15 protein-coding genes are annotated in these 18,790 nt (G+C 65.2%); 13 read left to right on the plus strand and 2 right to left on the minus strand.

Annotation, left to right across the window (positions count from 1 at the left end; genetic code table 11):
* Window position 1 precedes the first annotated feature (1 nt).
* A complete protein-coding gene (gene cyoE, locus AXYL_RS01120) occupies window positions 2-895 on the plus strand; it encodes a heme o synthase (RefSeq protein ID WP_013390983.1) in 894 nt (297 codons plus the stop codon).
* Window positions 896-912: 17 nt separating this feature from the next.
* Window positions 913-1,518, plus strand: coding sequence for an SCO family protein (locus AXYL_RS01125; protein WP_013390984.1), 606 nt, complete (start codon window positions 913-915; stop codon window positions 1,516-1,518).
* A 32-nt stretch (window positions 1,519-1,550) separates the two neighbouring features.
* On the opposite strand, the gene AXYL_RS01130 is transcribed toward AXYL_RS01125, so the two are convergent.
* Window positions 1,551-1,769, minus strand: a complete 219-nt coding sequence (locus AXYL_RS01130; protein WP_013390985.1) for a DUF3717 domain-containing protein — start codon at window positions 1,767-1,769, stop codon at window positions 1,551-1,553.
* Between the two features lie 131 nt (window positions 1,770-1,900).
* Here AXYL_RS01130 and AXYL_RS01135 point away from each other — a divergent pair, with 131 nt between their 5' ends.
* The 6 genes from AXYL_RS01135 (at window position 1,901) to AXYL_RS01160 (ending at window position 8,693) form a co-directional block, all read left to right on the plus strand.
* Window positions 1,901-2,566, plus strand: coding sequence for a glycine zipper 2TM domain-containing protein (locus AXYL_RS01135; protein WP_013390986.1), 666 nt, complete (start codon window positions 1,901-1,903; stop codon window positions 2,564-2,566).
* Between the two features lie 44 nt (window positions 2,567-2,610).
* Window positions 2,611-3,357, plus strand: coding sequence for a PhaM family polyhydroxyalkanoate granule multifunctional regulatory protein (locus AXYL_RS01140; protein ID WP_013390987.1), 747 nt, complete (start codon window positions 2,611-2,613; stop codon window positions 3,355-3,357).
* Between the two features lie 75 nt (window positions 3,358-3,432).
* Window positions 3,433-4,803, plus strand: a complete 1,371-nt coding sequence (glmU, locus tag AXYL_RS01145) for a bifunctional UDP-N-acetylglucosamine diphosphorylase/glucosamine-1-phosphate N-acetyltransferase GlmU (RefSeq protein ID WP_013390988.1) — start codon at window positions 3,433-3,435, stop codon at window positions 4,801-4,803.
* Window positions 4,776-6,188, plus strand: coding sequence for an MFS transporter (locus AXYL_RS01150; RefSeq protein WP_049797745.1), 1,413 nt, complete (start codon window positions 4,776-4,778; stop codon window positions 6,186-6,188). The genes glmU and AXYL_RS01150 overlap by 28 nt, the downstream gene beginning before the upstream one ends.
* 127 nt (window positions 6,189-6,315) lie before the next feature.
* A complete protein-coding gene (locus tag AXYL_RS01155; RefSeq protein WP_013390990.1) occupies window positions 6,316-7,638 on the plus strand; it encodes a UDP-glucose dehydrogenase family protein in 1,323 nt (440 codons plus the stop codon).
* Window positions 7,635-8,693, plus strand: a complete 1,059-nt coding sequence (locus tag AXYL_RS01160; RefSeq protein WP_013390991.1) for a glycosyltransferase family 4 protein — start codon at window positions 7,635-7,637, stop codon at window positions 8,691-8,693. Before AXYL_RS01155 ends, AXYL_RS01160 begins: the two co-directional genes overlap by 4 nt.
* 12 nt (window positions 8,694-8,705) lie before the next feature.
* Here the strand turns inward: AXYL_RS01160 and AXYL_RS01165 are convergent, their stop codons facing one another.
* The gene (locus AXYL_RS01165; RefSeq protein ID WP_013390992.1) at window positions 8,706-9,194 is read right to left on the minus strand and encodes an Lrp/AsnC family transcriptional regulator; all 489 of its coding nucleotides are present in this window, start codon (window positions 9,192-9,194) and stop codon (window positions 8,706-8,708) included.
* Window positions 9,195-9,346: 152 nt separating this feature from the next.
* Between AXYL_RS01165 and glmS the strand changes: the two genes are divergently transcribed.
* From glmS to AXYL_RS01190, 5 genes are all read left to right on the plus strand, one after another.
* The gene (gene glmS, locus AXYL_RS01170; protein WP_013390993.1) at window positions 9,347-11,179 is read left to right on the plus strand and encodes a glutamine--fructose-6-phosphate transaminase (isomerizing); all 1,833 of its coding nucleotides are present in this window, start codon (window positions 9,347-9,349) and stop codon (window positions 11,177-11,179) included.
* 579 nt (window positions 11,180-11,758) lie between these two features.
* The gene (locus AXYL_RS01175) at window positions 11,759-13,018 is read left to right on the plus strand and encodes a nucleotide sugar dehydrogenase (RefSeq protein WP_080551036.1); all 1,260 of its coding nucleotides are present in this window, start codon (window positions 11,759-11,761) and stop codon (window positions 13,016-13,018) included.
* Window positions 13,019-13,057: 39 nt separating this feature from the next.
* Entirely contained in the window at window positions 13,058-15,538 is a 2,481-nt protein-coding gene (locus tag AXYL_RS01180) for a hypothetical protein (protein WP_013390995.1), read from the plus strand.
* Window positions 15,535-17,589, plus strand: a complete 2,055-nt coding sequence (locus AXYL_RS01185) for a glycosyltransferase (protein WP_013390996.1) — start codon at window positions 15,535-15,537, stop codon at window positions 17,587-17,589. Before AXYL_RS01180 ends, AXYL_RS01185 begins: the two co-directional genes overlap by 4 nt.
* A gap of 41 nt (window positions 17,590-17,630) precedes the next feature.
* Entirely contained in the window at window positions 17,631-18,785 is a 1,155-nt protein-coding gene (locus AXYL_RS01190) for a polysaccharide biosynthesis/export family protein (RefSeq protein WP_013390997.1), read from the plus strand.
* The last annotated feature ends 5 nt before the right edge of the window (window positions 18,786-18,790 follow it).

Raw genomic sequence — 18,790 nt, forward strand, 5'->3', positions numbered from 1 at the left:
TATGACCAGTATTGCCGCTCCTCAGCCCGGATTGTTCCGCCAGTATTTCGTCCTCACCAAGCCGCGTGTGACGCAGCTGGCGGTGTTTTGCGCCGTGATCGGCATGTTCCTGGCGGCGCCGGGCATTCCCGACATGCGCCGGGTGCTGTTCGGCACCCTGGGCATCTGGCTGCTGGCCGCGGCCGCCTTCGCCATCAATTGCCTGATCGAACAGGAAATCGATGCCCGCATGCTGCGCACCGCGCGCCGCGGCACCGCGCGCGGCACGATTTCGTCGTTCCAGGTGCTGAGCATGTCCGGCCTGCTGGGCGGCGCCGGCATGTTCGTGCTGTATCACATGGTCAACCCGCTGACCATGTGGCTGACCTTTGCCACCTTCGTGGGCTACGCGGTCATCTACACCGTCATCCTCAAGCCGCGCACGCCGCAGAACATCGTCATCGGCGGCCTGTCGGGCGCCATGCCTCCGGCCCTGGGTTGGGCCACCGTGGCGGACTCGGTGCCGGCCGAGGCCTGGATCCTGGTGCTGATCATCTTCATCTGGACGCCGCCGCACTTCTGGGCGCTGGCGCTCTACCGCAACCACGATTACGCCAAGTCTGGCCTGCCCATGCTGCCGGTGACGCACGGCAACCAGTTCACGCGCCTGCACATCCTTTTGTATAGCGTGGCGCTGGTCGCCACCACGCTGCTGCCTTACGCCATCCGCATGAGCGGCGAACTTTACTTGCTGTCGGCACTGGTGCTGGGCGGCATGTTCGTTTCCTATGCCTGGCGGCTGTACCGTGCCTACAGCGACGAACTGGCGCGCAGCATGTTCCGTTTTTCCATACTCTACCTGGCGCTGCTGTTCGGCGCCCTGCTGGTGGACCACTGGGTCGGCCTGCTGCGCTGACTCCCTGGAGGTTGTTGATGTCCGTGTTTTCCGCCAGCCGCCGGCTGGTCCTGCGCGCGAGCGCAGCCGCCGCTTTCACCGTTGCCCTGGCCGCCTGCGGCGACAACGCGCCTGTGTTCAAAGGCAGCGACATCAGCGGCACCCAGCTGGGCCGCGGCATGGAGCTGGTCGACTACAACGGCAAGACGCGCCAGCTGTCCGATTTCGCCGGCAAGGTGGTGGTCGTGTTCTTCGGTTTCACGCAGTGTCCGGACGTGTGTCCGACCTCGCTGGCCGAACTGACTGAAGTCATGAAGAAGCTGGGTCCGGACGCCGACCGCGTGCAGGTGCTGCTGATCACGGTGGACCCCGAGCGCGACACGCCTGAAGTCCTCAAGCAGTACGTCACCGCCTTCGATCCGCGCTTTCTGGGGCTCACCGGCACGCCGGATCAGGTCAAGAAGGCCGCTGCGTCCTTCAAAGCCTATTACGCCAAGGCGCCTACCAAGGACGGCAACTACACCATGGACCACACGGCCGCGTTCTACCTGCTGGACGGCAAGGGCGAATCGCGCGTGCTGGCCAACAACAACATCGGGGTGGACGCCCTGACGCAGGACATCAAGGCCCTGCTCAAAGGTTGATCAGGCGGGGGCCGCCCAGGCGGCGGCCAGGCTTACTTGCCGGCCGCGGCCCAGCCTGCCAGCGCGGCACGGGCTTTGTCGCTCAGTTCGGCGGCGGGGATCTCGCGCTGGTGCGCCATGATCATCAGCGCGTAAGGCGTGGCCAGCGCGGCAGCCTCGGGGCACAGGCGGGATTCTTCGCCCACTGACGGCGAAATATTGCGCCAGTAGTTGATGGCCTGTTCGAGCTGGGGCAGGGTGATGGCATCCATCCGGCTATTGTCCACGAATGGGCAACGCTGTCCACCAGCGCAGATCCTGCAAAGAAGCGTCACCATCGCAACACGCCGAAACCGCGCCAGGGTGCTATACCACTGCCGGTTAGTAACGATGGAGCATCGTCATGAGTACATCCGCCAAAATCGAATCCGCGCGCCGCGCCATCCATCCCTTGGTTGCCGCGGCAGCGATCGCCGTCATCGTCATGTGTACGGTGGGCGTGGCCGCCGTGATGGGCTGGCTGCCCTCGCCTTCGGCCAATCCGCATGCGGACGAGCCGGTGGCCGAGGCCGGCCCGGAAGGCGCCAACCTGGCGCCCGCGCCACAGGCCGCCGTGCCACCCGCGCCAGCCCAGCAAGGGGCCCAGGCGTCCGCCGCGCCGCGTTCCCAGGCTCAGACCCAGGCGCCAGCACCTGCCCAGCGTCCCGCGCCGCAAGCCTGCGCGAGCTGCGGCGTGGTGGAATCGGTCCGACAAGTGCAGGTACCCGTCAAGGACAATAGCGATCACCTCATCGGCACCATCGGCGGCGGCGTGGTCGGGGGCGTCGTGGGCAACCAGTTCGGCGGCGGCAGCGGCAAGACGGCACTGACCGTGCTGGGCGCGGTGGGCGGCGCTTTGGCAGGCCGTGAAGTTGAGCGTAATATCAGACAGCAACAAACGGTGACGCACTATGAACTCACGGTGCGCATGAACGACGGCAGCACGCGCCAATTCCGCAGCGCGCAGCCGTTCGCCTTTGCGTCCGGCGATCATGTGCGCGTGGAGAACAATCAGCTGCTGCGCGGATGATCCCGCCTGCCGGCGACCATCATCTGTCTTAGGGGAGACCAGGAATGAGCGACCAACACACCAACCCGTTCGTTCTGCCCGGCATGGGCCAGCATTCCGACCTGTCGGGCAACCCGCTACTGGCCAGCATGGAAATGATGCGCCAGGCCTGGGCGGGCCTGACCGGACCCGGAGGCCTGGCCAGCAGCCTGCCCATGGCTCCCCCGATGAACCTGGAAGACCTGGATCGCCGGATCGCGGAATTGCGTTCCGTGGAAAACTGGCTGCGCATGAACCTGTCCATGCTGTCCAGCACGATCCAGGGCATGGAAGTCCAGCGTTCCACCATCAGCACGCTGCGCGCCTTCGTGGACAGCGCAGCCAACCTGGATATGGGCGCCTTCCAGGACAGCGGCGCGGCCTCCCCGCTGGAAGTGGTGCTGGGCCTGAAGCCCGGCCCTAAGTCCGCACCCAAGCCGGCCCCTGCCGCCGAAGGCGCCAAGGCCAAGGGCGAAGAGGCCGCAGGGCAGCAGCAAGCCGCCGCGCCGGGCATGAGCGAGCAGATGGGCGCCGCGGCGCAATCGGCTTCCAAGGCCTGGTGGGATCTGCTGCAGCAGCAGTTCAATCAGATCGCCGCCGCCACCGCGGCCTCCATGCCGGCGGCGCCTGCCGATGCCGCGGCCAAGGCCGGGCCTAAGACTGGCGAGTCCAAAGCCGCAGCCGCGCCCGCAGCCAAGGCGTCCAAACCCGCGGCCCGCAAGTCCGCGGCGCCTCGCAAGGCCGCCAAGAAAACCGGACCGGACGCCAGCTAGCGGCGGTCCTCTCTTTAAATCGTCGGGCGAGATGGCCGCAAGGCCTCTCGGTCGCCACTCAACATACTGGAACCTATGCTTAACGTAGTAATTCTTGCCGCCGGACTGGGTAAACGCATGCAGTCCGATCTCCCCAAAGTGCTGCACACGCTGGCTGGCAAACCGATGTTGGGCCACGTGCTGGACAGCGCGCGCCAACTCAAGCCGGCGCGCATCATCGTCGTGGTCGGCCATGGCGCGGACCGCGTCAAACAGGCTTATGAAGGCCAGTCGGACCTGCACTTCGTGTTGCAGCAACCGCAGCAAGGCACCGGCCACGCCGTGCAGCAGGCCGTGCCGCTGCTCGAAGGCGATGGCAAGGATGACGTGACCCTGGTGCTGTATGGCGATGTGCCGCTAGTGCAGCCCGAAACCCTGCAACGCCTGCTGGACGCCCGCGGCGCTGGCGCCGCCGTGTTGACCGAGGTGCTGGCGGATTCCACCGGCTACGGCCGCATCGTGCGCGACGCCAGCGGCAACGTGTGCCGCATCGTCGAACACAAGGACGCCTCGGACGCCGAGCGCGAGATCCGCGAAGTGAACACCGGCATCCTCACGGCGCCGACCGCGCAGCTGAAGGACTGGCTGTCCCGCATCGACAACAACAACGCCCAGGGCGAGTACTACCTGACCGACGTGGTCGGCCTGGCGGTGGTCGACGGCGTGCCGGTGGGCGCGGCCCAGCCGGGCGCGTCCTGGGAAACGCTGGGCGTGAACAGCCGCGTGCAGCAAGCCGAACTGGAGCGCCGCTGGCAGGCCGAGCAGGCCCGCCGCCAACTGGAAGCCGGCGTCACGCTGGCCGACCCGGCGCGTTTTGATGTGCGCGGCTCGCTCACCTGCGGACGCGATGTGTTCATCGACGTGGGCTGCGTGTTCGAAGGCCAGGTATCGCTGGCCGACGGCGTGCGCGTGGGCCCGCATTGCGTGCTGCGCGACGTCAGCGTCGGCCCGGGCACGCATATCGAGGCCTACAGCCATCTGCAGCAGGCACAGGTCGGCCGCGATGCGCGCGTCGGTCCCTACGCGCGCCTGCGCCCGGGCGCGGAACTCGGCGACCGCAGCCACGTCGGCAACTTCGTCGAGATCAAGAAGAGCGTGCTGGGCGCGGACAGCAAGGCCAACCACCTGGCCTACATCGGCGACGCCGACATCGGCGCCCGCGTGAACGTGGGTGCCGGCACCATCACCTGCAACTATGACGGCGTGAACAAGCACCGTACCGTCATCGAGGACGACGCCTTCATCGGCTCCGATACGCAGCTGGTGGCGCCGGTGCGCGTCGGCCGCGGCGCCACGCTGGGCGCGGGCACCACCCTGACCCGCGATGCGCCGGCCGAGAAACTGACGGTGTCGCGCGCCAAGCAGGTCACCGTCGACGGATGGCAGCGCCCGGTCAAGAAATCGTGACGGGGCAGAGCGGAGAGGCGCCCGCAAGCGGCGCCAAGCCCGCCCCGCCCGACGGTCTGCCCACGCCGCGCCGCTACTGGGCGGCGGCAACAGTGATGACAGGCATCAGCCTGTCGGTCCTGGACACCACCATCGCCAATGTGGCGCTGCCCACGATCGCCGTCGACCTCAATGCGTCGCCGGCCCAGGCGGTCTGGATCGTGAACGCCTACAACCTGGCGGTGGTGATGATGCTGCTGCCCTTGTCGGCGCTGGCCGAGCGCATCGGTTTTCGCCGCATGTTCACCTTCGGCCTGATGCTGTTCACGCTGGCCTCGCTGGGCTGCGCCCTGGCCGGCACGCTCTGGCAGCTGACGGCGGCGCGCGTGTTCCAGGGCATAGGCGCGGCTTCGCTCATGTGCATGTTTGGCGGGCTGGTGCGCAACATCTATCCACTGAAACTGCTGGGACGCGGCATCAGCCTGAACGCCACCACCGTGGCCATCATGTCGGTGCTGGGGCCGACTATCGGTTCGGCCATCCTGTCGGTGGCGCCCTGGCCCTGGATCTTCGCCGTCAACCTGCCGATCTGCGCGCTGGCGATGCTGGGCCTGCGCCATTTGCCGGAAGTGCCGCGCAACGATGTGAAGCTGGACTGGATCAGCGCCCTGCTGTGCATGCTGACCCTGGGCGTCTTTATTTCGGGCGTGGACATGATGGGCATGGATCTGTTGCGCGGCATCGGCCTGGTGGCGATCGCCACGGCCATCGGCTTCGTGCTGGTGCGCCGCGTCGGCAAGCAGCCGGCGCCGCTGGTGCCCGTGGACCTGCTGCGCATCCGCCCGCTGGCCTTTGCGGTGGGCGCCTCGGCCTGCACCTTCGCCGCGCAGATGGCGTCCTATGTGTCCCTGCCGTTCTATTTCCAGCAGGTGTTGGGCCGGCCCTATCTGGAAGTGGGCATGCTGATGGGCGCCTGGCCCGTGGGCACCGCCATCATCGCTCCGCTGGCGGGCCGGCTGTCTGACCGCTATTCGGCCGCCACGCTCAGCGGCATAGGCGCGGCCGCCATGGTGGTCGGCATGCTGTGGCTGGCGGCGCTGCCGGCCACGGTCTCGAACTGGCCCATTGTGGCGGGCATGTTCGTGGCGGGAATGGGCTTCGGCTTTTTCCAGACGCCCAACAACCGCGCCTTGTTGTCGGCCGCGCCCCGCTCGCGCAGCGGCGCGGCGGGCGGCCTGCAAGCCACTACCCGGGTATTCGGCCAGAGCTTCGGCACGGCGCTGGTCGCCATCGCGTTCAGTATCAGCCTGGCGCATGGTCCGGGCCTGGCGCTGGTGCTGGGGACCGTCTGCGCCGCCCTGGCGGTGGTGGTGAATACCGTCCGCTTCAGCAAGCTGCGGACCTAGGGCCTGTCCCAAAGGACAGCTATTGCGGCGCGGCGGGCCCGGGCCCCCCGGCCGCTTCTATAATGACGGCCGGCACCGGGTTTCAGTCATCCGGCGCAACGATTACCTATTTTGAAGGCGTTCAGGCATGAAGATCACGGTCGTGGGTACCGGTTACGTGGGGTTAGTGTCGGGGGCGTGCCTGGCCGACATGGGCAACGACGTCATGTGTCTGGATGTGGACGCGGCTAAGATCGCCCTGCTAAGTCAGGGCGGCATCCCCATCTACGAGCCGGGCCTTGAAGACCTGGTGCGCCGCAACGTGCAGGCAGGACGGCTGCACTTCACCGATGACGTCGCGCAAAGCGTGGCCTTCGGCGACGTGCAGTTCATCGCCGTGGGCACCCCGCCTGGCGAAGACGGTTCCGCCGACCTGAAGTACGTACTGGCCGCCGCTCGGAACATCGCGCGCCACATGACGGCGCGCAAGCTGATCGTGGACAAGTCCACCGTGCCGGTAGGCACGGCCGACAAGGTGCGCGCCGTGGTGGAGCAGGAGCTGGCGGCACGCGGGGTGGATATTCCCTTCAGCGTGGCGTCCAACCCCGAATTCCTGAAGGAAGGCGCCGCCATCAACGACTTCATGAGCCCGGACCGGGTCGTGGTCGGCGCGGACGACGACTACACCATTGGCGTCATGCGCCGCATCTACGAGCCCTTCCAGCGCACCCATGATCGCCTGATGGTGATGGACGTGCGCTCGGCCGAGCTGACCAAATACGCCGCCAACGCCATGCTGGCCACGCGCATTTCCTTCATGAACGAAATGGCGAACCTGGCCGAAGCGCTGGGCGCGGACATCGAACAAGTGCGCCGCGGCATCGGCGCCGATCCGCGCATCGGCTATCACTTCCTGTATCCCGGCGCGGGCTACGGCGGTTCCTGCTTCCCCAAGGACGTGCAGGCATTGGTCAACACCGCCGCCGAGAACGCCCTGCCCATGCGCGTCATCGAGGCCGCCGAGGCTGCCAACCACGCGCAGAAATTCCGCCTGTCCGAAAAAGTGGTCGCACGTTTTGGCGAAGACCTGAAGGGCCGCAAGATCGCGCTGTGGGGCCTGTCCTTCAAGCCCAACACCGACGACATGCGCGAAGCGCCCAGCCTGACCGTCATCGCCGAACTGACGCGCCGGGGCGCCGAAGTGCGCGCCTACGACCCCGTCGCCATGCATGAGGCCGGCCGCGTGCTGGCCGGCAAGCCCGGCATCAGCTTCGCCACCGATATGTACGACGCGCTGGACGGCGCCGACGCGCTCCTGATCGCGACCGAATGGAAGGTCTTCCGCGCGCCCGACTTCGATCGCGTCAAAGCCCTGCTCAAGACCCCGCTCATCATCGACGGCCGCAATCTCTACACGCCCGCGGACGTGCGCGGCCTGGGCTTCGAGTACTCGGGCATCGGCCGCGCATGAAGATCCTGCAGCTGAACTTCGAGAAGGGCTGGCGCGGCGGCGAACGGCAGACGCTGTACTGCATGCGCGCATTCCGCAAGGCCGGCCACGACGTCGAAGTGATGTGCCGCGAAGGCGCGCCCTTGGCCGAGCGCGCGCGCCAGGAGGGCTTCGTGGCCCATACCTGCCGCAACGTGCCTGGGCAGCTGGCCTTCCTGGCCGGCGCCGGCCGCTACGACATAGTTCATGCCCAGACCGCCAACACCATCACCTGGGCGGTCCTGACCAAATGGCTGCACCGCCGGCCGGTGGCGTTTTCTCGCCGCACGTCCTTCGTGGTCAAACCCGGCGATGAATGGAAGACCGGCTTCAAGTGGCGCCACGCCGACCTGTTCGTGGCGATCAGCGAGATGGCCGCGGGCGAGCCGCGCCGCCTGGGAATCGAGCCCGTCATCATCCGCAGCGCCGTCGAGCCGCACCAGATCGACGCCGAGAATGTTGCCCAACTGGTGCGCGAATTCGATCTGGCCGGCAAGAAGGTCATGGCCACGTCGGCCGCGCTGATCCGCGACAAGGATCCGGTCACGCTGGTGCGCGCCGTGGCCGAATTGGCCAAGACGCGCCGCGACTTCGTCTTCCTGCACTTCGGCGCCGGCGGCGACCGCGAGCAGCAGGCCAAGGACGAGGCGCGCAAGCTCGGCATCGAGGACGTCTACCGCTTTGCCGGCTTTCGCAAGGGCGTGGAGGATTTCTACAGCATCCTCGACGTATTCGTCATGAGCTCCGAGGAAGAGGCCCTGGGCAGCAGCGTGCTGGACGCCTTCCTGCAACGCGTGCCGGTGGTGTCCACCGATGCCGGCGGCCTGAAGGAAAGCCTGGCCGACGGGCGCGGCGTGTTGTGCGCCGTGGGCGATTTTCAGACCATGGCCCAAGGCATGGCCCGCTGCCTGGACGACGCGGCCTTCCGCCAGGAAGTCACCGAACGTGCCTACGAATACGTGCGCAACGAGCACGACGTGCAGAAAATGGGCAACCGCTACCTGGCGCAGTTCGAGCGCCTGATCGCCCGCCGCTGACCCTCGCGCGCGTCAGGCGCGCACGTCGATCCGGGTCTCGAACTTGGCGCGATGCACCGAGAAGAACGTGCGCACATTGCGCACGTTGGCCTGCGCGGTGAAGGCCCGGTGCACCAGCGCGTGATAGGCCGGCATGTCCTTCACCTGCGCGATCACCACGAAATCCGGCCCGGGCGACACCCGATAGCACTGCAGCACGGCGGGTTCGGTCAGCATGCTCTGCTCGAACGCGTCCAGGCTTTCCGCCGCCTGCACGTCCAGCGTGATCTCGACGATGGCGGTCAGCGTGCTGCCCAGCTTTTCCGCCGCCAGGATCGCCACCTGCCTGTCTATCACCCCTTCATCGACCAGTCGCCGCACCCGCCGCAGGCAGGTTGGGGGCGAGGCATGGACCCGTTGCGCCAGCTCCTGGTTGGTCAGGGAACTGTCGTCTTGTAACTGTTCAAGAATGCGCCGGTCCAGATCATCCAGCTCCGGTAGTGGAATCTGTGCGTTTTGCATGATTAATTTCAAAAAAATGATCTATAAGAAATATTATTTAATCACAATCATGTAAGGGAATTAACTTCCATTTCTTGCCACATAAAGAAATCAAATTTCTTGAAGGCACAAGCACAATGCGTCGGTACACGAACTTACCGGAGCACCCTCCTATGTGCGGCATTGTTGGCGCCGTCGCCCAGCGCGACATCACCCCGATCCTCGTTGAAGGCCTCAAGCGCCTTGAATACCGCGGCTACGACTCTTGCGGCGTCGCCGTCTACGCCGACGGCCATCTGCGCCGCACGCGCAGCACGCAACGCGTGGCCGAACTGGCCGAGCAGGTCGCGCAGGACAAGGTGCAGGGCTTCACCGGCATCGCCCACACCCGCTGGGCCACCCATGGCGTGCCGGCCACGCACAACGCCCACCCGCACTTCTCGCGCCTGGGCAACGACGAGCCGCGCATCGCCCTGGTCCACAACGGCATCATCGAGAACCACGACGAACTGCGCGCCGAGCTGCAGGCCGTGGGCTACGTCTTCGAAAGCCAGACCGACACCGAAGTGATCGCGCACCTGGTCAACCACCTGTACGCCGGCGACCTGTTCGAAGCCGTGCAGAATGCAGTGCGCCGCCTGCATGGCGCCTACGCCATCGCCGTGTTCTGCCGCGACGAGCCGCACCGCGTGGTCGGCGCGCGCCAAGGCTCGCCGCTGGTCGTGGGCGTGGGCCAGAACGAGAACTTCCTGGCTTCCGACGCGCTGGCCCTGGCCGGCACCACCGACCAGATCATCTATCTGGAAGACGGCGACGTCGTCGACCTGCAACTCTCGCGCGTCTGGATCGTGGACGCCAACGGCAAGAACGTGGACCGCGAAGTCCACACCGTGCACGTGCATACCGGCGCGGCCGAACTTGGCCCCTACCGCCACTACATGCAGAAGGAAATCTTCGAACAACCGCGCGCCGTCGGCGACACGCTGCAGGACATCGAATCCATCACGCCCGAACTGTTCGGCGACCAGGCCTACAAGATCTTCAAGGACATCGATTCCCTGCTGATCCTGGCTTGCGGCACCAGCTACTACGCCGGCCTGACCGCCAAGTACTGGATCGAATCCGTTGCCAAGATCCCCGTGGCGGTGGAAATCGCCAGCGAATACCGCTACCGCGACAGCGTGCCCAACCCGCGTTCGCTGGTGGTCACCATCTCGCAGTCTGGTGAAACCGCCGACACCCTGGCCGCGCTGAAGCACGCCCGTTCGCTGGGCATGGAAAACACGCTGACCATCTGCAACGTGTCCACCAGCGCCATGGTGCGCGAGTGCAAGCTGTCGTACATCACGCGCGCCGGCGTCGAGATCGGCGTGGCCTCCACCAAGGCCTTTACCACCCAGCTGACGGCCCTGTTCCTGCTGACGCTGACCTTGGCCCAGGTGCGCGGCCACCTCACCGAAGAGCAGGAAGCCGAGCACCTGAAGGCGCTGCGCCACCTGCCCGTGGCCATCGGTTCGGTGCTGGCCCTGGAACCGCAAATCATGGCCTGGGCCGACCGCTTCGCCTCCAAGGAAAACGCCCTGTTCCTGGGCCGCGGCATGCACTATCCGATCGCCCTGGAAGGCGCGCTCAAGCTCAAGGAAATCAGCTACATCCACGCCGAAGCCTACCCGGCCGGCGAACTCAAGCACGGCCCGCTGGCCCTGGTGACCGAGCACATGCCCGTCGTCACCATCGCGCCCAAGGACGAGTTGCTGGAAAAGCTGAAGTCCAACATGCAGGAAGTGCGCGCCCGCGGCGGCGAGCTGTACGTCTTCGCCGACGCCGACAGCAAGATCCAGAGCGCCGAAGGCATGCACGTGATCCGCATGCCCGAGAACTACGGCAAGCTCTCGCCCATCCTGCACACCATCCCGCTGCAGCTGCTGTCGTATCACACGGCATGCGCGCGGGGCACGGACGTGGACAAGCCGCGCAATCTGGCCAAGAGCGTGACGGTCGAGTAAGGCCGCCTGCAATTGAGCAAAAAAGCCCACCGCGCGCGGTGGGCTTTTTTCATTTGCGGGGCCGCGTGTGCGAATACTTACTATGGCGGTAGCGGGAGTCAGGCTTTGTTATGTCTGAATAATGACTGTATCCAGGCTGTTTTGGAATATGACATGCCCCTGGGTCATTAATAAATAACTCCTTGTGGCTATTATGTTTTTTCATTTTGGTTAAACCGGACCAAGAAAAACCCTTTTATATATTTGCTAACATTCTCAAGATCGCCCCATGTTGCGGTCCATGTAATGAATGTAATTGTTTGAGGGATTTCCCTGGGTTTATTGCGGCGAATCTGATTTATTTCAACAGCGATAAAAATATTTAGAAAGAAATTCGCTGTCTACGCCCCGTACGATTCGTTGGCTCGTCGTTTGGCACGTCTAAACACGTATCGAGCTGTAAACATTCTTAAGCAATACGCCCGCCCGAACCGGGGCAAACATATTCGATTTCGCATCGATTTCCTGTCCCCGGGCGTCAATTTCTAGTGTCCACGACACGACGAAACAGTGAGGTCCCCCGTGGTAAAGAGAATCGCAGTGTGTGGCCTTGGATATGTCGGCCTGCCCGTAGCCGTCGCATTTTCCAAGCGCTTTGATGTCATCGGCTTTGACGTGGACAAGCGCAGAATCGCACGGCTGAAAGAGGGTGATGACTGGACCGGCGAGATCGAACGCGACGTGTTGCTTGCCTCTCCCATGCAGTTCACCGATCAGGTATCGGAGCTGGAAAACTGCGATTTCTTCGTAGTGGCCGTTCCGACCCCCGTCGACGAAAAGAACAACCCGGATTTTTCGCTGCTGGTGCGTGCGTGCCGTTCGATCGGCCCCGTGCTGCGTCCCGGTTGCATTGTCGTTTTCGAATCCACCGTCCATCCCGGTGCCACCGAGGAAATCTGCGGACCGGAACTGGAGAAAATCTCCGGCCTGCGCTGCGGCGTCGATTTCAAGCTGGGCTACAGCCCCGAGCGGATCAACCCGGGCGACCGTGAGCATCCGCTGGAGAAGATCGTCAAGATCGTGTCCGGCCAGGACGAGGAATCGCTGGAAATCATTGCCGGCGTCTACGAGAAGATCATCGACGCGGGTGTGCACCGCGCGTCCTCCATCAAGGTCGCCGAGGCGGCCAAGGTGCTGGAGAACACGCAGCGCGACATCAACATCGCGCTGATGAACGAAATGTCGAAGATCTGCGATCTGGTCGGCATCCGCACCTCGGAAGTGCTGGCGGCCGCCGGCACCAAGTGGAACTTCCTCAAGTTCTCGCCCGGCCTGGTGGGCGGCCACTGCATCGGCGTCGACCCGTACTACCTGACCTCCAAGGCGCAGGAACTGGGCTATCACCCCGAGGTCATCCTGTCGGGCCGCCGCATCAATGACGGCATGGCCAGCCACGTCGCCTCGCGCGTGGTCCAGACGCTGGCCCGCAACGGCCGTCTCAATGCCACGACTCGCGTCGGCATCCTGGGCATGACGTTCAAGGAAAACGTGCCCGATATCCGCAACTCCAAGGTGGTCGATCTCTACAAGGCCCTGGGCGCATACGGCATCACTCCGGTCGCCTGCGACCCGATGGTCGATCCGGAGCAGATGGAGCACGAGTACGGCATCAAGCTCGTGGAACGCGACCAGTTCCGCGACATGGACGTGCTGATCCTGGCGGTGCCGCACCGCGAAACCATGGACTCCATCTGGGACGACATGCCGGCTCTGGTCAAGAGCGGCGGCATGGTGTGCGACCTGAAGTCCGTGCTGGACAGCAAACGGCTTCAGTCTGACCTCCTGTACTGGACTCTTTAAGTTCAGGCTCACTATCGATCACTAGAGGAGAGCCTCCGAATGGCTGCTTTTACCACCGCTCCGATTGGAACCTGCCGCATCCATACGCCGCTGCGCGATGCCGTGGGCCGCTACCCGATCAAGCTGCAACTCGGGCGCAACTACGGTTTCGTGCACACCAGCGCCGAGGCGCTGCAGCAGGCGCGATTCATGTTCGGCCAGGGCGACATCCCTGCCGACGTCCAGCGCGTGATCTTCCGGCCCTCGAATGGCGAGCAGGCGCGCAAAGGCGCCCACAAGCCGGCTGACCTCTATGTGGTCGAACTGTCGTCGCGCAAGCTGCTGGCCATAGACGGCTATCCGATCCAGTCCAATTACCTGGTGCGCTACTTCAGCGAGTTCTTCGCCGACCGCACGCGCACCCGGATGTTCTGGTCCATGGCCCATGCCGACCGCCTGGCCGAGCGGCGCGCGCTGCTGGATCAAGACCCGGTCTTCAAGGGACTCACGCCGGAAGACCGCGACCTGCTCGCCCGCATCGTCAAGCGCGATCAGACGGACGAGGAGATCGAGCAGGAAATGAACCAGCTGGTCGAACTGCTGGGCCGCGACAAGGTGGTGTTCGTCACCCACGTCAATGCCCTGACGCCGGACAATGCGCCCATCGAACAGCGCCAGCAGCTGATCGCCGCGGTGGCGGCCAGCGCGCAGCGCATCGGCGTGCCTTGCTACGACCCCACGCCGCTGATGAACAAGATCGGCCAGGGCGACGCGATGGAAAATGGCGGACTCGACCTGACCCATTACACGCCGGCCTTTGCCGAACGCCTGTGCGCCGAGTGGTTCAAGACCTATATGCGTCCGCGCATGGATGCCTCGACGACGCAGCCTTCCGCGCCCAAGCTTGCCGCCGACGAAAGCGCGGACCGCATCGAAAAGCTCTGGGACTCGGGACAACTGCGCGAAGCCTCGCGCCGTGTGCGCGAAGTGCTGCGCCGCCACCCCGGCCTGCCGGACCACACGCTGCTGTTTGCGCGCATCCAGGAAGAACTGGGCGACTATGAAGGCTCGCTGGCGCTGCTGGGCAGCGCCGATGGTGCGATGGCTTCCGGCAGCAAGGCCGAGCAGATCCTGATGCGCAACCAGTTCAAGCTGGGACGCCATGACGTCGCGTACTCGCTCGCCGCCGGCCTGCTGGGCGATGAGATCGAAACCCCGGAAATCGTGCGCATCGCGGCATTTTCCGCTGGACATCTGGGCTACGTGGACGAGGCCCTGGGCAATTGGAAGCAGCTGTTCCGCATTTCTTCCCCGCAAGATGCGGTAGCCGTGGAAGCCGCCGACACGGTGCTCGCGCTGCTGCAGGCCAGTGGCGACATGGAAGCCGCCATACGCTGGGTCAACGAGGTACGCGCGGTCATGCCCACGCACGGCCGCGGCTTTGCGATGCTGTGGCGCGACCGCCTGCTGGCAGGCGACCGCGTCGGACTGCGCAACATGGCGTCCGAATCGCCCGCGCTCAATGACATCCAGGTGCTCGAACTCGTCAAGGAAGCGTCCTGGCGCGGCTGCATCATGGCAGCGGCCACGCTGGCCGTCTCGTGCAAGCTGGCAAACAGCGAGCAGGAGGATATCGGTTCCTGGCTGAAGTCGCAGTCGCAGGCATGGGCCGACGAAGGCGATCGAGCCCTGGAAGAAGGGCGTTTGCGTGACGCCGCGGAGCGCATCTGCGCGCACCGTCTGCTGACGCCGGATGCCCTGGCCGGTGTGCGCGCACAACGTGCATTCGAGCGCGCCATGCGCCTGGGCGTGCGCGCCGCGCTGGTAGCGGGCAATCACAAGGAAGTCATCGACCTGACGGATATCGCGCTGGACACCCAGATCGATTTCCCCGAACTGCACGCCATGCGCGGCCGCGCGGCTGACGCATTGGGAGACAAGCAGACCGCCATGCGGCACCTCGAGCAGGCCGCGGCAGGCGATGCCGCCCCGTTCAGCACGAAGCTGCATTTTGCGCGTGTGGCCTTCAATGGCGGCTGGTACGGCGAAGCCATCGACGCCTACAAGACGGTGCTGGGCCACGAGGGCGCCGACCAGAGCGCCCGCGACGAGGCCGAGCGTCAGCTTGGCAGGCTCGGACCGCGCGCCATCCGGGGCGCCCGCGAGATCCTGTCCGCGGGCGATCACCAGGCTGCCTGGAACCTGCTGGACCGCGTGGCGCAATCGTGGCCCGCAATGACGGAAGTCGACCACGAGAAGCGGCGCATCCTCGCCGTGCTGTACGCGGAATCGCGCGCGCTGGATCCGGCGAGCACGACCGAGCGCCTTGCCCTGGGCGAACGCATCGTGAAGCTGGTGCCGGATGATCCCATCGGCTTGCGCCTGGCCGCCGTGGGCGCCATGCGCCTGCACCGCTTCGAACAGGCCCTGCCGTACTGGCGCAAGCTGCAGGAACGTTCGGACAACCCGTCGCAGTTCGACCACTACATCCAGCGCTGCCAGGTGTGGATCGAAAAGATCAACCGGAGGAAGGCTGCATGAATCCGCCATTGATTACCGAGCTAGCGGAGGCGGTGTCCGACCTTAAAGCGGTGCAAGCCCTCCTGGAAGAGATCGTGACGGCGTCGGTGCGGGTTCAAGTCGCCCAGGAAAACCTGCCCCGCGCCCAGGCGCTGGCGCGCGACCACATGGCAGACTCCAAGGTCCGCTTCCTGCTGCTCAGGCTGAAGGAAGCGGCCGGCCTGAACGAAGGCATGGCCCAGCAGTGGGCCACGCTGCTGGAAGAGTGCCCGGACGACTTCCTGATCGTCCGCTATTGCGCGACCCGGCTGGTGAAGGAACGGAAGATCGATGAGGCGTTGTCCCTGGTCGATCGCCATCTGCCGCCGTCGACGCAGAACCCCGAACGCTTGTTCTCGCGCGCCAAGCTGCTTAGCGACATCCGTGCGCACGAGCAGTCCGACGCGCTGTTCCGCCGCTTGATATCGGAGAACACCGATCGCAACATGCGCGTCGAGTTCGCCAAGCGCCTGCGCAAGCGCGGCCTGCTGGCCGACGCGTTCGACGCCATCGCGCCCGTCATGAAGCACTTGACGCCCGGCAGCAAGGCGGCGGAACTGGCCAACGAGCTGGCCAGCGACTATGCCTTCTACCAGCGCTTCGAGTCTGAAGAGGGACTGATCGGCAAGGACGTCAGGATCGTGTCGATGAAGCATGCGATCCTGCACTTCCGTGACCGCCAGATCGTCGAGCACTCGGCGGAGAAGCCGGTGTCGGTGGCACTGGTAACGGGCAGCCTCGGGCCCGGCGGCGCCGAGCGCCAGCTGACGCGGCTTGCAGGCGAATTGACCCGCCTGGCGGAGTCTCCCGAGCGCCGTCCGGCCGATGTCATCATGATGCCGAAGAAAGTGGAAGTCATGGTGAAGCAGCACACCGAACCCGCCGGCTCCACCAAGAAGCAGGGGTTGGACTTTTTCCTGCCTGTGCTGGTGAAGGCGCAGATCCAGGTCACGGAAATCAACAAGCTGCCGGCGGTCTCGGTCGCGCATCAAGCTGTTCCCGAGGGCAGCCTGAGCCGTCTGCTGGAGCAATTGCCGCCTCCGGTGCACTACGGCGTCACGCGCCTGGCGCCGGTGCTGCGGGCCAACCCCTTCGATGTGGTGAGCTTGTGGCAAGACGGCACCTGCCTGTTCGGCGCGCTGGCCGCGCTGCTGGCTGGCGCCCCGACCATACACCTGGTCTTCCGCGGGCTGCCGCCCAACATCCGCAAGGACCGATTCCGCGAAGAGTATCCCGAGCTGTACCAGGCCCTGGCCCAGGTGCCCGGCGTGGTTTTCGTCAGCAATAGCTGCAAGGCCGCGGAAGCCTACGCGGAATGGCTGGGCATCCCGATCACGCGTTTCCACATCCTGTACAACGGCGTGCCGGATCTGGCGACCGACGCTTCGGCGGCCGACGAGGAAAAGTGGAAGGCTTTCCACGAAAGCACCACCGATGCCACGGAGACCATCGGCGGCGTGTTCCGCCTGGAGCCGGACAAGCGGCCTCAGTTGTGGATCAAGCTGGCGGCGATGTACCTGAAGGATAGGCCGCAGGCGCGCTTCGTCATCGTGGGCGACGGACGCCTGCGCGAGAACATCGAGGCGCTGGCCGAAGAACTCAACGTGACGGACAGGCTCTTGCTGGTCGGCCTTTCCAACCACGTGGGCTATTGGTATTCGCAAATGGACGCCAGCGTCCTGCTGTCGCGCTACGAAGGCCTGCCCAACGTGCTGATCGAAGCCCAGTTGGTGGGCGTGCCGGTGATCTCGACGCCCGCGGGCGGCGCCGGCGAGTGCTTTGTGGAGAACGAGACCGGCCACCTGCTCAGCTGCGTCGATCACCCGGATCTGCACGAGGCATGCGAGAAAGTCGCCTCCATGGTGGACCAGGTGCGCGACAACGAGCAATTGAGGGAGCACAGCCGCCACCGGGCGCAGAAGCTGTTCTCGCTCGATGCCATGCTGACCAAGTTCATGGGCTTGTGCATGCCCGTGGTGTCCGAGAACGATGAACGCATGGATATCGAGCCCATGCGCCTGATGCAAGCTTGATTGGCATTCGGCCAATCAAGCTGCTGAAACGAAAGGATCCTATGCATATGTACGTCCCGGGTTCAGGGCTGCGGCGCAAAGCAGCCCTGACCATGGTGGTTCTTGCCACGTTGACTCTTGCGGGGTGCCAGCTGCCCCGTTCCGGCCCCATGTTGAGCGAAATGACGGGCGCGCACGACGACAAGGATGTCATCGTGATGCCCGCGTCGCGCGAACTGGTGCAGGCCAGCCGGGTGCCCGACGTGGCCGACTTTCCGGTGCGTTACCGCGATCTCACGCAGGCCGGATTCGACCGCCTGGTTCCCGGCGACGGCATCAACGTGAAAGTGTGGGAACGCGGTGGGCTGGGCGTGTTCGCGGCGGATCCGTCCGGCGTGAGCGACCTGGGCAACCAGGAGATAAATTCGGCGGGGAACGTGAGTTTCCCCATCCTTGGAAAATTCCAGGCCGCCGGCATGACCCTGGCGCAGCTGCATGACGCCGTCGTGGCGCGTCTGGCCAGGCTGGTGGTCGGCGCCGACGTCAGCGTGACGCGCGCCGCGGATGCGCGCGGGCAAATGGTGACCGTGCAGGGCAACCTGACCAAGCCCGGCATGTATGCCATCACGCAGACCTCCCAGCGCCTGAGCAGCGCGCTGGCGCAGGCCGCGCCGGTGCAGACGAATCCCGAGCAACTCGTCATCAGTCTGCGCCGCGACAACCAGGTGGCGTCGGTGCGGCTGTCGGATATCTACCGCAACCAGAACAACGACATCCTGCTGCGAGCCGGCGACGTCATCACCGCCTATGACTCGAAGGAGTATCTGACCGTGTTGGGCGCGGCTGGCAACCAGGGGCGCGTGGCCATCAGCAAACGCAACTACAGCGTGCTGGACGCGCTGGCGGATTCCAAGGGCCTGGACGACAAGCTGGCGGATCCGCGTTCCGTATTCCTGTTCACGCCCGCCAAGGCCGGTGTCGAGGGCAAGCCGGACCTGCTGCCGGTGGTCTACCAGTTCGACCTGACGCGTCCGGAGCAGGTGGCGCTGGCGCGCGAGTTCACCGTGCATGAAGGCCAGGCCATCTACATCTCCGATGCGCCGTTCACGCAGGTGCAGAAGGTCTTGTCGGCGTTCCGCGTCACGATGAGTGCCGGCTTCAGCGCCACGCGTGCCATCGACAGCGATTCGGGCGGCTCGTCCGGCATAAGCCAATAGCGTGT

Origin of the sequence: Achromobacter xylosoxidans A8 (assembly GCF_000165835.1) — a bacterium.
GTDB classification, from domain to species: Bacteria; Pseudomonadota; Gammaproteobacteria; order Burkholderiales; family Burkholderiaceae_B; genus Achromobacter; species Achromobacter xylosoxidans_B.